The organism is Burkholderia savannae (genome assembly GCF_001524445.2).
GTDB lineage: Bacteria > Pseudomonadota > Gammaproteobacteria > Burkholderiales > Burkholderiaceae > Burkholderia > Burkholderia savannae.
This window is the reverse complement of record NZ_CP013417.1, coordinates 2,159,671-2,173,529: the sequence shown is the minus strand read 5'-3', so window position 1 is coordinate 2,173,529 and position 13,859 is coordinate 2,159,671. Positions and strand designations below refer to the sequence as shown.

General features: G+C 67.1%; 11 protein-coding genes. All 11 read left to right on the top strand.

Features of this window, described 5'->3' with window-relative positions; all coding sequences use genetic code 11:
* Positions 1–77 precede the first annotated feature (77 nt).
* Positions 78–980, top strand: coding sequence for a LysR family transcriptional regulator (locus tag WS78_RS10615; RefSeq protein ID WP_038743274.1), 903 nt, complete (start codon positions 78–80; stop codon positions 978–980).
* Positions 981–1,400: 420 nt separating this feature from the next.
* On the top strand, positions 1,401–2,753 hold the full coding sequence (gene scpB / locus WS78_RS10610; protein ID WP_059583167.1) for an SMC-Scp complex subunit ScpB: 1,353 nt from the start codon (positions 1,401–1,403) through the stop codon (positions 2,751–2,753).
* 63 nt (positions 2,754–2,816) lie between these two features.
* Entirely contained in the window at positions 2,817–4,511 is a 1,695-nt protein-coding gene (gene rluB, locus WS78_RS10605; protein ID WP_059583169.1) for a 23S rRNA pseudouridine(2605) synthase RluB, read from the top strand.
* Between the two features lie 304 nt (positions 4,512–4,815).
* Entirely contained in the window at positions 4,816–5,277 is a 462-nt protein-coding gene (rimP, locus tag WS78_RS10600; protein ID WP_004193908.1) for a ribosome maturation factor RimP, read from the top strand.
* The gene (nusA, locus tag WS78_RS10595) at positions 5,274–6,749 is read left to right on the top strand and encodes a transcription termination factor NusA (RefSeq protein WP_038743268.1); all 1,476 of its coding nucleotides are present in this window, start codon (positions 5,274–5,276) and stop codon (positions 6,747–6,749) included. Before rimP ends, nusA begins: the two co-directional genes overlap by 4 nt.
* 91 nt (positions 6,750–6,840) lie before the next feature.
* On the top strand, positions 6,841–9,771 hold the full coding sequence (infB, locus tag WS78_RS10590; protein ID WP_059583173.1) for a translation initiation factor IF-2: 2,931 nt from the start codon (positions 6,841–6,843) through the stop codon (positions 9,769–9,771).
* A 105-nt stretch (positions 9,772–9,876) separates the two neighbouring features.
* Positions 9,877–10,245: a 30S ribosome-binding factor RbfA gene (gene rbfA / locus WS78_RS10585; protein WP_038743264.1), complete on the top strand. Its 369-nt coding sequence runs from the start codon at positions 9,877–9,879 to the stop codon at positions 10,243–10,245.
* Positions 10,246–10,300: 55 nt separating this feature from the next.
* Entirely contained in the window at positions 10,301–11,209 is a 909-nt protein-coding gene (gene truB / locus WS78_RS10580; RefSeq protein ID WP_394335879.1) for a tRNA pseudouridine(55) synthase TruB, read from the top strand.
* A 112-nt stretch (positions 11,210–11,321) separates the two neighbouring features.
* A complete protein-coding gene (gene tnpA / locus WS78_RS10575) occupies positions 11,322–11,783 on the top strand; it encodes an IS66-like element accessory protein TnpA (RefSeq protein ID WP_059584105.1) in 462 nt (153 codons plus the stop codon).
* Positions 11,783–12,136, top strand: coding sequence for an IS66 family insertion sequence element accessory protein TnpB (gene tnpB / locus WS78_RS10570; protein WP_059580646.1), 354 nt, complete (start codon positions 11,783–11,785; stop codon positions 12,134–12,136). The genes tnpA and tnpB overlap by 1 nt, the downstream gene beginning before the upstream one ends.
* Before the next feature lie 99 nt (positions 12,137–12,235).
* Positions 12,236–13,858, top strand: a complete 1,623-nt coding sequence (gene tnpC, locus WS78_RS10565) for an IS66 family transposase (protein ID WP_059670996.1) — start codon at positions 12,236–12,238, stop codon at positions 13,856–13,858.
* Position 13,859 lies beyond the last annotated feature (1 nt).

Below are 13,859 nucleotides of genomic sequence, written 5' to 3'. Positions count from 1 at the left end.
CGCACCGACACACGGCACGGGATCGCGCGGGCACAATACAATTGCGCATCGATGCGTTCGATTGATGAGGGAATCCCATGAATATCACGCTGAGGCAATTGCGCGTGTTCATTGAAGTGGCGCGGCTCAAGAGCTTCAGCCGGGCGGGCGACGAAATCGGCCTCACGCAATCGGCCGTGAGCCGCTCGGTGCGCGAGCTGGAGGGCGAGATCGGGCTCAAGCTGATCGACCGGACGACGCGCGACGTGCAACTAACCGACGTCGGCACGAATCTGATTGCGAGCGTGTCGCGCCTGCTCGGCGACCTCGACGACACGTTGCGCGAAATCCGCGAGATCGGCGAACAGCGTCGCGGGCGCGTGATCGTCGCGGCCAGCCCGACGATCGCGTGCCGGCTGATGCCGCGCGTCGTCGCCGCGTGCGAGCGGCGCTTTCCGTTCGTCGCGCTTGGCCTGCGCGACGACGTGCAGAGCGACGTGCTGCGCAAGGTGAAATCGGGCGAGGTCGATTTCGGCGTCGTGATCGGGCCGCTCGCGACGAGCGATCTGATCAACGAACCCTTGATGACCGACTCGTTCTGCCTGGTCGCGCGCGCCGATCACCCGCTCGCCGCGCGCGAGCGGGTGCCATGGACGGCGCTCGCGGGCGAGCGGCTGGTGCTGCTCGACTATGCGTCGGGCAGCCGGCCGCTGATCGACGCGGCGCTCGCGACTCACCGGGTCGCGGCGGCCGTCGTGCAGGAGCTCGGGCATTCGGCCACGGTGTTCGGCCTCATCGAGGCGGGCGTCGGCGTGAGCGTGCTGCCGTGGCTGTCGTTGCCGCTGCCGGCCGGCTCGTCGCTCGTCGCGCGGCCTCTGACGCCGCGTGCGGAGCGCACCGTCGAGCTCGTGCGGCGGCGCGACCGCTCGCTGTCTCCGGCGGCGGATGCGGTCTGGGGGCTCGTCAAGGAGATGCCGGCGCGCGTCGAGGATCTGAACTGAGGGCGCGGCCGCGCGGGCCGGTTCGATGCGTGCCGGCGCGCGGCGGCGCGGCGCTTTTCGTGGCGTTCGGGGCGGAGCGGATCGTCGTTCGAATGGGCGGGCGCGCCGATTGCGAATGCGGCGGGACGCGCGGCCGCGGTCTTTTTTCCGGCCGGCGACGGGACAAAAGATATGTCTTTTGGCGTACGTTCTTTGTCTTTACGCACTGGGTAATTTTGCGTAAGATGGCGCTCAGTCACGCGGTTCCAACGTGGTTCCGCGCTGTTCCGTCCGGTTTGGGTTGGGCTTGAGAGTAGGTTCGCCGCCCCCGGTTCGTGCTCCCATCAATATGACCGATCAGAATCGGGCGAGCGCGTCTTCCGTTCCTTTCGTCTGTTCGATTGATCCGGTTCGTTTGACCACAGGGTCTGACCTAGCTGCATGAATACCCAAGAGGCGAAAATCGTCCTCGAGACTGCTTTGATCTGCGCGCAGGAACCGCTGAAGCTCGGCGATTTGCGCAAGCTCTTTGCCGACGGCGTGTCGGCGGACACAGTCCGAACACTGCTCGAAGATCTGAAACGGGAATGGACGGGGCGCGGCGTCGAACTCGTCGCGCTCGCGTCGGGTTGGCGCTTTCAAAGCACGCCCGCGATGCGCACGTACCTCGACCGGCTGCATCCGGAGAAGCCGCCCAAGTACTCGCGGGCCGTACTGGAAACGCTCGCGATCATCGCGTACCGGCAACCGGTGACGCGTGGCGACATCGAGGAAATCCGCGGCGTCACCGTGAACACGCAAGTCGTCAAGCAGCTCGAGGATCGCGGCTGGATTGAGGTGATCGGCCATCGCGACGTGCCGGGCCGCCCGGCGCTCTACGCGACGACGAAGCAGTTTCTCGACGACCTCGGCCTGAAGGCGCTCGACGATCTGCCGGCGCTCGAGGAGCCGGCCGCGCACCTGGAGGCGAGCCTCCTCGCGCAGCAGGCGATCGACTTTCCCGAGGATGCGCGCGCCGACGGCGACGCGATTGCGGACGTGTCGGTGGCCGATGTCGGTGAGGCGGGCGCGTCGGCGGTGGGAGCGGACGAGGCCGGCGGCGAAGCGGCGCCGGCGGCGCACGTATCCGTTGCGTCGTCCGACGGCGCGGATGGCGTGGATGGCTCGACGGCAAGGATTGCCGATCCGGCTGATAATGACGAGCGGGCCGGTGCTGAAGCGAGCGTCGAGGCGACGTGCGTCGCGAGCGAGGCCGAGGCGTCACGCGTCGCGGGCGGCGACGCGTCCGAACACGCTGCCGGCCATGCCGACGGCCGAATCGAGTCCGGCGAAGTCGTCGCCGATCCGGCGTTGGCGGACGATGAGGACGCAGCTGCGGCGCGTGATCGCAAGGCGGCGCGCGGCGATGCGCAGGATTCAGCGGACGCCGCCACGGCGCCGCATGCCGAGGCGGCTGAGCGCGCCGTCACGGCGGACGGCGAGCCCGTCGAATCGCCCGTGCCGGCGAACGAATACGCACACGCCGTCGCGCGGTCGGACGCAGTTCCGGCCGGCGCGGCGAACGCAGCAACCCGCGAGGCGGCCGCCGACCCGGCGGCCAACCGAGCGACGAAGGGAGACCAACGCGCGATCGGCGGCATCCCGCACGATGCCGAGCCGGTCCCGGCGCACACGGAGGAGGCGTTGGACGACACGTCCGACAGCCTCGCCGACGCCGTGCGCAGTGCAAGCGAGGCGGCCCCCGAGCGCGAGTTGCAGGACGACGACGAAGCGCCTGCGAAGCGTCGCGCCTGAGGCGCGCGACCGTACCTTAGCCGTGCCCGCGACGGGCGCGAGACCTGACATTTTGAGGTTGTTTTGACTGATACCCACGACATCGATTCGTCCGAATCCGCGCATGCCGTCGCGACGGCGCACGCCGACGGCGCACCCGAGCAGTCCGCTCAGGACGCGGGCGGCGAAGAGCGCCCGCGCCGCGGTCTGCGGCGCGGGCCGCGCAGCCTGATCGCGCGCCGCCGCGCGGCCGCGAAGTCGAAGAGCGCTGACGCCACGGAGGGCGGCGAAGCCGCCGCCGCGGCGACGGACGCCGGCGCCGCAGCCGCGAAGGCGCCGGCGCGCGCGCCGCGCAGCAAGGAAGCGGCGGCAAAGGCGCCGCGCAAGCCGGCGGCCGGCAAGCGCGAGGGCGAGGGCGAGGGCGCGGCGGCACGGCAGGGCCCGGCGAAGCGCGGCGCCGCATCGGCTGCGGCTGTCGCGGCATCCGCCGACGCCGGCCAGGACGATCTGTTCGCCTACGTGATTTCGCCCGCGTTCGACGCCGACAACAATGCGTCGGGCGGCGGCGTGCGTGCGCCGATGCTGCGCCGGGGCCGCCAGAACCAGCCGAAGCGCGTGCTGTCGCCGGACGACGACGCGCCGAAGCTGCACAAGGTGCTCGCCGAGGCCGGGATGGGTTCGCGCCGCGAGATGGAGGAATTGATCATCGCCGGCCGCGTGTCGGTGAACGGCGAGCCGGCGCACATCGGGCAGCGGATCATGCCGACCGATCAGGTCCGGATCAACGGCAAGCCGGTCAAGCGCAAGCTGCCGAACAAGCCGCCGCGCGTGTTGCTGTATCACAAGCCGGCGGGCGAGATCGTGAGCCACGCGGACCCGGAGGGGCGCCCGTCGGTGTTCGACCGGCTGCCGCCGATGAAGACCGCGAAATGGCTCGCGGTCGGCCGCCTCGACTTCAACACCGAAGGCCTGCTGATGCTGACGACGTCGGGCGATCTCGCCAACCGTTTCATGCATCCGCGCTATAGCGTCGAGCGCGAGTATGCGGTGCGTGTCGTCGGCGAGCTGTCCGAGGCGTCGCGCCAGAAGCTGCTGCACGGCGTCGAGCTCGACGACGGCCCGGCGAACTTCCTGCGCATCCGCGACGGCGGCGGGGAAGGCACGAATCATTGGTATCACGTCGCGCTCGCCGAAGGGCGCAACCGTGAAGTGCGTCGGATGTTCGAGGCGGTCGGCCTGATGGTGAGCCGCCTGATCCGCACGCGCCACGGCCCGATCCCGCTGCCGCGCGGGCTGAAGCGCGGCCGCTGGGAGGAGCTCGACGAAGCGCAGGTGCGCCGCCTGATGACGACGGTCGGCCTGAAGGCGCCGGCCGAGGAGAAGGGCGGCAAGCGCGGCGGCGCGGCGGAGCGCCGCCAGCCCGACCCGATGCAGACGTCGATGGGCTTTATCAATCGCGAGCCCGTGCTGACGACTCACGGCCAGCTCGATCAGCCGCGTCGCGGTCGGCGCGGCACGGCGGGCGGCGGCTTCAACGCGGGCCTCGGCGGCTACGCCGGCCTGCCGGGCTACGGCGGCGGCAGCGGCAGCGGTGGTGGCGCGCGCCAGGGCGGTCGCGACGTCGACGGCAATCGCGCGTCCTACGGCACGGGCGGCAACAAGCCGCGCGGCGGCGCCGGCAAGGGCGGCCGCAACCCGAACGGCAATCGCGCGGCTGAAGGCGGCGGCCCTCGCGGCGGCCAGCGCACGCCGCAGCGCAATCGTTCGCGCGGCCGCTGATCGTCCGAATCGGCATTCGCAACCGCGCTCGCGCGTTGCGAATGCCCCGCGAAATCGCCGTTTCGGGCCGATTTTGCGGGCCCAAGCTTTGCGTTCGGGCCAAAAATCGCTATAATCGCCAAGTCGCTGGGCGTACGGATTCGATGTGTAGCTCAGGTGCGACCACCGGTAACAAGATGGGCGTTGCGCCCATTTTTTTTTGCCGAAACGGTTGGGCATCTCGGGTAGCGCTTCCTGCGCCGGCTAAGGCGCGCGTTCAGCGGGTGAATCGCGAGGGGCGGGCGCGGACACCTGAGAGGACACTGTGCAACTGACGGAACTGATAGAAACTACGGTCACGGGGCTCGGCTACGAGCTCGTCGATCTCGAGCGCACCGGGCGCGGCATGGTCTGCGTCTACATCGATCAGCCCGCCGGCATCACGATCGACGATTGCGAGAAGGTCACGCGTCAGCTCCAGCACGTATTGACGGTCGAAAACATCGATTACGAACGGCTCGAGGTCTCGTCACCGGGGCTCGACCGGCCGTTGAAGAAGCTGGCTGACTTCACGCGTTTCGCGGGCAGCGAGGCCGTCATCACCTTGAAAAAGCCGCTGGACGGGCGCAAGACGTACCGGGGCATTCTGCACGCGCCGAACGGCGAGACGATCGGTTTGGAATTTGAGAGGAAGAAGGGCGAGGCGGCCATGCTGGATTTCACGCTGGCAGACATCGACAAAGCCCGCCTGATTCCGCACGTTGACTTTAGGAGCCGCAAACAATGAGTCGCGAAGTGTTGATGTTGGTGGATGCGCTGGCGCGTGAGAAGAACGTCGACAAGGACGTCGTGCTGGGCGCGCTCGAAGCGGCCCTCGCATCGGCTTCCAAGAAGCTGTTCGACGAAGGCGCCGAGATCCGCGTACATATCGATCGCGAGAGCGGCGAACACGAGACGTTCCGTCGCTGGCTCGTCGTGCCCGACGAAGCCGGCCTGCAAGAGCCGGATCGAGAGATCCTGCTGTTCGAGGCACGCGAGCAGAAGCCCGACATCGAGATCGGCGACTACATCGAGGAACCGGTGCCTTCGATCGAGTTCGGCCGCATCGGCGCGCAGGCCGCGAAGCAGGTGATCCTGCAGAAGGTCCGCGACGCGGAGCGCGAACAGATCCTGAACGACTACCTCGAGCGCGGCGAGAAGATCATGACGGGCACGGTGAAGCGCCTCGACAAGGGCAACTTCATCGTCGAATCGGGCCGCGTCGAGGCGCTTCTGCGCCGCGACCAGCTGATTCCGAAGGAAAACCTGCGCGTCGGCGACCGCGTGCGCGCGTACATCGCGAAAGTCGACCGCACCGCGCGCGGCCCGCAGATCGAGCTGTCGCGCACCGCGCCCGAATTCCTGATGAAGCTCTTCGAGATGGAAGTGCCGGAAATCGAGCAGGGCCTGCTCGAGATCAAGGCGGCCGCCCGCGATCCGGGCGTGCGGGCGAAGATCGGCGTCGTCGCGTACGACAAGCGGATCGATCCGATCGGCACGTGCGTCGGCATCCGCGGCTCGCGTGTGCAGGCCGTGCGCAACGAGCTCGGTGGCGAAAACATCGACATCGTGCTATGGTCGGAGGATCCCGCCCAGTTCGTGATCGGCGCGCTCGCGCCGGCGGCCGTCCAGTCGATCGTCGTCGATGAAGAAAAGCATTCGATGGACGTCGTCGTCGATGAGAACGAGCTGGCCGTCGCGATTGGCCGCAGCGGCCAGAACGTTCGTCTTGCCGGCGAGCTGACCGGCTGGCAGATCAACATCATGACGCCGGACGAATCCGCCCAGAAGCAGAACGAAGAGCGCGACACGCTGCGCGGCCTCTTCATGGCGCGCCTCGACGTCGACGAGGAAGTCGCGGACATCCTGATCGACGAAGGTTTCACGAGCCTCGAAGAGATCGCTTACGTGCCGCTCAACGAAATGCTCGAGATCGAGGCGTTCGACGAGGATACCGTCCACGAGCTGCGCAACCGCGCGCGCGACGCGCTGCTCACGATGGCGATCGCCAACGAGGAGAAGGTCGAGACGGCCGCCCTCGATCTGAAGAGCCTCGACGGCGTGACGCCCGAACTGCTCGCGAAGCTGGCCGAGCATGGCGTGCAGACGCGCGACGATCTCGCGGAGCTTGCCGTCGACGAGCTGGTCGACATGACCGGTACTGACGAGGAAGCCGCGAAGGCGCTGATCATGAAGGCGCGCGAACACTGGTTCCAGTGAGAAATGACCATGGCGCAATGATTTGCTGGCGGCCGGAAGGCCTGACCCGATGCTAACCGCAAGGAATCGGTCCTTGCACTAAGAGGAATGAATGGCGAGTAACAACGTAGCCCAATTTGCCGCGGAACTGAAAATGCCTGCTGGTGTGCTGCTCGAACAGCTGCAGGCGGCGGGCGTCCAGAAAGCGAGCGAGGACGATGCGCTGTCGGAGACGGACAAGGCGCGTCTGCTCGATCATTTGCGCAAGTCGCACGGCGCGACCGATGGCGACAAGCGCAAGATCACGCTGACTCGCCGGCACACGTCGGAGATCAAGCAGGCCGACGCGACGGGTAAGGCTCGCACCATTCAGGTCGAGGTGCGCAAGAAGCGCACGTTCGTCAAGCGCGACGACGTGAGCGAGACGGGCGCCGACCAGGCACAGGCGCAGGCCGACGAGCAGGCGGAAGCCGAACTGAAGCGCCGCGAGGAAGAGGCGCGCCGCGAAGCCGAGCTGCTCGAGAAGCAGGCTCAGGAACTGCGCGAGCGTCAGGAGCGCCTCGAGCGCGAGGAAGCCGAGCGCCGTGCGCGCGAAGAGGCGGCTGAAGCCGAGCGTCGCCGTGCGGAAGACGAAGCCGCGGCGAAGCACGCGGCGGCTGCCGCGCAGGCCGAAGCAGTGCAGCAGGCCGAGGCCGCGGCCGCCCGCGAGGAAGCGCAGCGTGCGCAAGCCGGGCAGACGACTCAGGACGAAGCGCGCGCGGCCGCCGAGCGCGCCGCGCAACGCGAAGCGGCGAAGAAGGCCGAGGACGCCGCGCGCGAAGCGGCCGACAAGGCGCGCGCCGAGCAGGAAGAGATCCGCAAGCGCCGCGAAGCCGCGGAGGCGGAAGCGCGCGCGATCCGCGAAATGATGAACACTCCGCGCCGCGCGCAGGTGAAGGCGGTCGAGCCGCCGAAGCCCGCGGAGCCGCCGGCTGCGAAGGCGGCCGAGGCGAAGGGCACGCTGCACAAGCCGGCGAAGCCCGCCGGCGCGGCGGCTGCGGCTCGCCCCGCGGCGAAGAAGCCGGCAAGCGGCACGGCGGCGCCCGCCGCCGCCGCGCCCGCGGGCGACCGCAACAAGAAGCCGGGCACCGGCAAGAGCGGCTGGCAGGACGACGCAGCGAAGCGCCGCGGGATCAAGACGCGCGGCGATTCGAGCGGCGGCGTCGATCGCGGCTGGCGCGGCGGCCCGAAGGGGCGCGGCAAGCATCAGGACAACGCGTCGTCGTTCCAGGCGCCGACCGAGCCGATCGTGCGTGAAGTGCATGTGCCGGAGACCATCTCGGTGGCCGATCTCGCGCACAAGATGGCAATCAAGGCGTCGGAAGTCATCAAGATGATGATGAAGATGGGCCAGATGGTCACGATCAACCAGGTGCTGGACCAGGAAACGGCGATGATCGTCGTCGAGGAGCTGGGCCACCGCGCGGTCGCCGCGAAGCTGGACGATCCGGAAGCGCTGCTCGTCGAAGGCGAAACGGGCACCGACGCGGAGCAACTGCCGCGTCCGCCGGTCGTCACGGTGATGGGCCACGTCGACCACGGCAAGACGTCGCTGCTCGACTACATCCGTCGCGCGAAGGTCGCAGCGGGCGAAGCGGGCGGCATCACGCAGCACATCGGCGCATATCACGTCGAAACGCCGCGCGGCGTCGTCACGTTCCTCGATACGCCGGGTCACGAGGCGTTCACGGCGATGCGTGCGCGCGGCGCGAAGGCAACCGACATCGTCGTTCTGGTGGTCGCGGCCGACGACGGCGTGATGCCGCAGACGAAGGAAGCGATCTCGCACGCGAAGGCGGGCGGGGTGCCGATCGTCGTCGCGATCAACAAGATCGACAAGCCGGAAGCGAACCCCGATCGCGTGAAGCAGGAGCTCGTCGCGGAAGGCGTCGTGCCGGAAGAGTACGGCGGCGATTCGCCGTTCGTGCCGGTGTCGGCGAAGACGGGTTCGGGCATCGACGATCTGCTCGAGAACGTGCTGCTGCAAGCGGAAGTGCTCGAGCTGACGGCGCCCGTCGAGGCGCCGGCGAAGGGCATCGTGATCGAAGCGAAGCTCGACAAGGGCAAGGGCCCGGTCGCGACGGTGCTCGTGCAATCCGGCACGCTCAACCGCGGCGACGTCGTGCTCGCCGGGACGGCCTACGGCCGCGTGCGCGCGATGCTCGACGAGAACGGCAAGCCGACGAAGGAAGCCGGCCCGTCGATTCCGGTCGAGATCCAGGGCCTGTCCGAAGTGCCGGGCGCGGGCGAGGAAGTCATCGTGCTGCCGGACGAGCGCAAGGCGCGCGAAATCGCGCTGTTCCGTCAAGGCAAGTTCCGCGACGTCAAGCTCGCGAAGCAGCAGGCGGCGAAGCTCGAAAGCATGCTCGAGCAGATGGGCGAGGGCGAAGTGCAGAACCTGCCGCTCATCATCAAGGCGGACGTGCAGGGCTCGCAGGAAGCGCTCGTGCAGTCGCTGCTCAAGCTGTCGACCGACGAAGTGCGGGTGCAGATCGTGCACAGCGCGGTGGGCGGCATCAGCGAGAGCGACGTCAACCTCGCGACCGCGTCGAAGGCCGTCATCATCGGCTTCAATACGCGTGCGGACGCCCAGGCTCGCAAGCTCGCCGAGGCGAACGGCATCGACATCCGTTACTACAACATCATCTACGACGCAGTGGATGAGGTGAAGGCGGCGATGTCGGGCATGCTCGCGCCGGAGAAGCGCGAAGTCGTGACGGGCATGGTCGAGGTGCGCCAGGTGTTCAAGGTGCCGAAGGTCGGCGCGGTCGCCGGCTGTATGGTCACGGACGGCGTCGTCAAGCGCACGTCGTCGGTGCGCGTGCTGCGCAACAACGTGGTGATCTTCACGGGCGAGCTCGATTCGCTCAAGCGCTTCAAGGACGACGTGAAGGAAGTGAAGCAAGGCTTCGAATGCGGTATGTCGCTCAAGAACTTCAACGATATCGTCGAAGGCGATCAGTTCGAAGTGTTCGAGGTCACGGAAGTCGCGCGTACGCTGTAACGCAGGCGTGACGGCTTGAATGGGCGGGTCGGGCTTGGGCCCGTCCCGCCCATTTTCATGAACGGCGCCGCGCGGCGCGCCGATCAACCGGATGACGGATTAATCATGTCGAAAAAACGCAGTTCTCCCAATCGCAACGTGCAGATCGCCGATCAGATCCAGCGCGATCTGTCGGAGCTCATCATGCGCGAGGTCAAGGACCCGCGCATCGGGATCGTGACGATCCAGTCGGTCGAGCTCACGCCCGATTACGCGCATGCCAAAGTCTATTTCACCGCGCTCACGGGCAATCCGGCGGACACGCAGGAGGCGCTCAACCACGCGGCCGGCCATCTGCACAATCTGCTTTTCAAGCGCCTGCACATTCATACGGTGCCGACGCTGCATTTCCATTACGACCAGACGATCGAGAAGGCCGTCGCGATGTCGCGCCTCATCGACGAGGCGAACGCGACGCGCGCGAAGGACGAATGAACACCGCACGAGCCACTGCGCGCCGACCATGACGACTGTTTCGCCACGCCCCCGGATTCCGCGTCGCGCGCTCGACGGCGTGCTGCTGCTCGACAAGCCGGTCGGGCTCTCGAGCAACGACGCGCTGATGCGCGCGAAGCGCCTGTACCTCGCGAAGAAGGCGGGCCACACGGGCACGCTCGATCCGCTCGCGTCGGGGCTGCTGCCGCTTTGCTTCGGCGAAGCGACGAAGTTCTCGCAGGATCTGCTCGACGCCGACAAGACCTATGAGGCGACGATGCGTCTCGGCGTGCGCACGACGACGGGCGACGCCGAAGGCGACGTGCTCGACACGCGCGATGTGACCTGCGACGAAGCCGCGGTCGTCGCGGCGCTCGCGCGCTTCGTCGGCGACATCGTGCAGGTGCCGCCGATGTACTCGGCGCTCAAGCGCGACGGCAAGCCGCTTTACGAATACGCGCGCGCCGGCCAGACGGTCGAGCGCGAAGGGCGCGCGGTGACGATCCGCTCGCTCGAGTGCCTGTCCTGCGCGCTGCCCGACGTCACGTTTCGCGTGACGTGCAGCAAGGGCACGTACGTGCGCACGCTCGCCGAGGATATCGGCGAAGCGCTCGGCTGCGGCGCGCATCTGACGATGCTGCGGCGCACGGGCGTCGGTTCGCTGTCGCTCGAGCATGCGGTGACGCTCGATGCGCTCGATGCCGCGACGCAGGACGAGCGCGATGCGCGGCTTGCGCCCGTCGATGCGCTGCTGTCGACGTTCCCGCTCGTGGAGCTCGACGCGGCGCTCGCGAAGCGCTTCCTGCACGGCCAGCGCCTGAAGCTTGCCGAACTCGCGGCGCAGCCCGATGCGGACGAAGGCGCACGCGTGCGCGTCTACGACGGCGACGGCCGGCTGCTCGGCGTCGCGCGGGCGGCGGAGGGCGTGCTCGCGCCTGAGCGGCTTGTCGTGACGGGCTCGTAGGCGCGCGCACGCGCGGGCGGCTCGTATGTAAGCGCGAATTTAACCCCACCTAGAATCGAAAGCTGAACGAGCGCAGGCTTGCGTCCGCAACTACAACTTGCGGACGCAACCGATGACACAGAACGAAGTTGATTTCCTGCCACTGCGGGTGACCGGCGTGACCGCGACGGGCAAGCGCAGGTTTGACGCCGAGGGTAAGCGCAAGCTGATTGAAGCCTGCCTGCAGCCGGGCGCGTCAATTGCCGGACTGGCGTTGAAGGCGGGTGTGAACGCGAACCAGCTGCATAAGTGGATTCAATTGCGCGAACGCGCGAATGCTGCTGTGACGGCGTGCGTCGAGCCCTTGCCATCGGCATTCGTGCCGGTCGTTCCGATCAACGAGGTGGCACCGGTGCGCACGAACCCCGAGCCGGTGAACGTACGGCGAACGTCACACAGGTACGAAGCGGCGAAGGCAATGACGCCGGCGCGACTATCAGCGCAGTTGCCCAACGGCGTAACGCTACAGCTCGAATGCGCCGCACACGATGGCGCTCTCGTGAAGGCGATGATCGAAGCGTTGGGGGCACGCTGATGTTCCGCTTCGACGCGGACCTGCAGATCTACCTGCACCGCGAGCCCATCGACTTCCGCGCCGGCATCAACAGCCTCGTCGCGCTGGTCGAGCAGTCGATGCTGCTCGATCCGCTTGCGCGAGCCGTCTTCGCGTTCCACAACCGCAAACGCGATCGCGTGAAGCTTCTGCTGTATGACCGGGCCGGATTCTGGCTCCTATTGAAACGCCTCGAGGCCGACCGTTTCGTTTGGCCCCGCCGTCAGCAAGCCGTGATCGAACTGACGGCCGAGCAGCTTCACCTGCTGCTCGACGGCGTCGATATCGACGCCGTGCGCCGCCACCCAGCGCGGCAGTACTGCCACACGAACTGAAGCAGGGTATCGCCGCTGTTGCCAGTAAACAACGGCGGCTTTAGCTGTTACAAATTCGCGTAAACCTATTTGGCTCTGCGTTTCGCTATCGTTGAGCGCATGTCCCCTCCCAATCTCCCCCGACTTCCGCGCACCGCCAAGGCCTATATCCACAAGCTGGAGGAGCGGGTGGCGGCCGATGCTCAGGTCATTGCCGAGCGTGACGCCAGGATCGACGAATTGACCAAGCGCCTGGATGCGCTGGAAGAGCAATATCGTCTCGCGTTGGCCCGACAGTACGCGCCGAAGAGCGAGAAGCGCCGCGACCGCGTGTTCAACGAGGCCGAAGAGGCAGCCCACGCTGAGCCGGCCGAGGAGGACGACGGCGAGCCGCTGACGTTGCCCGATACCGGGTTGCCGGAACCCGGCCAGCCTGAACCGCGCAAGCGTGGCCGCAAACCGCTGCCCGCGGACCTGCCGCGCGAGCGAATCGAGTACGACCTGCCCGAAGACCAGAAGATCTGCCCGTGCTGCAGCAAGGCAATGCATCGGATGGGCGAGGAAATCAGCGAACAGTTGCACATGCAGGTCAAGGTCTCGGTGCTGCAGCACGCGCGTTTCAAGTACGCGTGTCGGCACTGCGAGCGTCACGGCACGCACACACCGATCGTGGTCGCGCCGATGCCGGCGCAGCCCTTGCCGGGTAGTCACGCCAGTGCATCGATGATCGCCGCCGTCACGGCCGGCAAGTATGTCGACGGCACGCCGCTGTACCGGATGGAAGACGTGCTCGCACGCTCGAATATCGCAGTCAGCCGCGGTACGCTGGCGAACTGGATCATCCGCCCCGCCGAGCTTCACTACACGCGCCTGTTCAAGGCGCTCAAGAAGATTCTGCTCAGCCAGTGGCTGATTCACGGCGACGAGACCACCGTCCAGGTCCTGAAGGAGAACGGCCGAAACGCGCAGGACAAGTCATACATGTGGGTCTACCGAAGCGCGGAGGATAGCGAGCAGCCGGTGGTGCTGTTTGAGTACCAGCCGGGGCGTGGCCAGCAGTACCCGAAGGAGTTCCTCGGAGACTACGCGGGCACGCTGATGACGGACGGCTGGCCTGCGTGGCGGACGGTCAAATCGGCCACGCACCTCGGATGCCTTGCGCATGGACGCCGGATGTTCACGGATGCGCTCAAGGGGCAGAAGAACAAACCGAGCCCCCGCATCACGAAGGCGCTCGAATTCTTCCAGGCGCTGTACCAGGTCGAGACGCTCGCCAAACAGACGTTGCCCGAAGGCGAGACGCTGGCCGATTACCGGTACCGCTTGCGCCAACAGCACAGCGTGCCGTTGCTAAACGCCTTCAAGAGTTGGCTCGACGAGCTCGCGCCGAAGGTTCTGCCCAAGAGCCTGCTAGGCGAGGCGATCGGCTACTGTCTCCGGCAATGGCCTTACCTGAGTCGCTATGTGGACGATGGCCGGTTTGCAATAGACAACAACGTCATCGAACGCGACATCAGGCCGTTTGCCACGGCGAGAAAGTCGTGGCTCTTCAGCGATACGGTCGACGGCGCGAAAGCGAGCGCGATGGTCTACAGCCTGATGCTCACGTGTCGAGCCTGTGGCGTCGATCCCCATGCCTATCTGCTGCACGTGCTGACCGAATTGCCGCAGCGCGCACCGGATGCCGATATTAGCGACCTGCTACCGTTCAACTTCGCTCGACAGCAAGCCGTTACCGGGTAAC

What these genes read in the sequence shown, in the direction of transcription:
- WS78_RS10615 (WP_038743274.1), top strand. Translation starts at nt 78, where the DNA reads ATGAATATCACGCTGAGGCAATTGCGCGTGTTCATTGAAGTGGCGCGG.
- scpB (WP_059583167.1), top strand. Translation starts at nt 1,401, where the DNA reads ATGAATACCCAAGAGGCGAAAATCGTCCTCGAGACTGCTTTGATCTGC.
- nusA (WP_038743268.1), top strand. Translation starts at nt 5,274, where the DNA reads ATGAGTCGCGAAGTGTTGATGTTGGTGGATGCGCTGGCGCGTGAGAAG.
- infB (WP_059583173.1), top strand. Translation starts at nt 6,841, where the DNA reads ATGGCGAGTAACAACGTAGCCCAATTTGCCGCGGAACTGAAAATGCCT.
- rbfA (WP_038743264.1), top strand. Translation starts at nt 9,877, where the DNA reads ATGTCGAAAAAACGCAGTTCTCCCAATCGCAACGTGCAGATCGCCGAT.
- tnpA (WP_059584105.1), top strand. Translation starts at nt 11,322, where the DNA reads ATGACACAGAACGAAGTTGATTTCCTGCCACTGCGGGTGACCGGCGTG.
- tnpB (WP_059580646.1), top strand. Translation starts at nt 11,783, where the DNA reads ATGTTCCGCTTCGACGCGGACCTGCAGATCTACCTGCACCGCGAGCCC.
- tnpC (WP_059670996.1), top strand. Translation starts at nt 12,236, where the DNA reads ATGTCCCCTCCCAATCTCCCCCGACTTCCGCGCACCGCCAAGGCCTAT.